Origin of the sequence: Mycobacterium sp. E2699, from assembly GCF_001666745.1 — a bacterium.
Lineage (GTDB): Bacteria > Actinomycetota > Actinomycetes > Mycobacteriales > Mycobacteriaceae > Mycobacterium.
Map to the genome: position 1 here is coordinate 1 of NZ_LZJH01000068.1, position 1,355 is coordinate 1,355.

1 protein-coding gene is annotated in these 1,355 nt (G+C 67.4%); it reads left to right on the plus strand.

Annotation, left to right across the window (positions count from 1 at the left end):
- On the plus strand, positions 1-1,355 hold a 1,355-nt coding region (locus A5696_RS11550; RefSeq protein ID WP_156738350.1), incomplete at both ends, for an HAD-IC family P-type ATPase.

Below are 1,355 nucleotides of genomic sequence, written 5' to 3' on the forward strand. Positions count from 1 at the left end.
AAGGTCCTGGTCAAACGCCTGGTGTGCATCGAGGACCTGGGCGACATCGACATCCTGATCACCGACAAGACCGGCACGCTGACGGAGGGCCGCATCCGCCTGGTCGGCGCGGTCGATCCGGCCGGTGCGCCGGCCGAGCCGGTCCGGCGGCTCGGGTTGCTGGCCACCGACGTCGACCCGGAATCCGGTGTGGTGAGCGCCAATCCGCTCGACGCCGCGCTGTGGGACTCCCCGCAGCCACAGCAACTGGTGGGCGGCGCGGTGCGCCGCGTCGCGCTGCTGCCGTTCGACCACGAGCGGCGCGCGACGTCGGTGTTGGTCGACGACGACGGCAACCGCCTCCTCGTCGTCAAGGGCGCCCCCGAACAGGTCCTGGACCGGTGCGACGGGACGCCGGCGGCCGCGGATGCGACCCTGGCGGACTTGTTCGCCGCCGGACGGCGGGTGGTCGCCGTCGCCACCCGCCCGGCCGCCGAGCTGACGGAGCTCACCGCCGACGACGAACACGACCTCACGCTGGCCGGCTTTCTGGTCTTCGCCGACGAGCCCAAGGCCGCCGCCCGGCAATCCCTTGATCAGCTTGCCGAGCTGGGAATCGAGGTGAAGATCGCCACCGGCGACAACCCTCGGGTGGCCGAAAAGGTCTGCGCCGAACTGGGTTTGGTCTCCAAGGGCACGATCACCGGCGCGCAGCTGGAATGCCTCGATGACGACGAATTCGGCCGCGCCGCTGCGGACCACAGTATCTTCGCCCGCATCTCCCCCGACCAAAAGGCACGGCTGATCACCGCGGCACGCCGCACCGGAAGATCGGTGGGGTTTCTCGGCGACGGGGTCAACGACGCGCTGGCATTGCACGCCGCCGATGTGGGCATCTCCGTCAACAGCGCCACCGACGTGGCCAAGGACGCGGCCGACGTGGTCTTGCTGGAAAAGGACCTGGGGGTGCTGGCCACCGGGGTGGCCACGGGCAGAAGGATTTTCGCCAATACCATCAAGTACGTGTTCATGGGCACATCGAGCAATTTCGGCAACACCTTCAGCGCCGCCGCCGCGTCGGCGTTCTTGCCGTTTCTGCCGATGCTGCCCAGCCAGATCCTGCTGGGCAACCTGCTCTACGATGCCTCGCAGTTGGCGATCCCCACCGACCGCGTCGATGAGGAGCAACGCGATGCGCCGGCGCACTGGAACGTCGCCTTCATCCGCAGGTTCATGCTGACGTTCGGGCCCATCAACTCGCTGTTCGACTTCTTGACCTTCGGATTCATGCTCGGCATCCTGCACGCCGGCGAGGTGGCGTTTCACACCGGGTGGTTCCTGGAAAACCTTCTCACCCAGACGTTTATCGTTTTCGC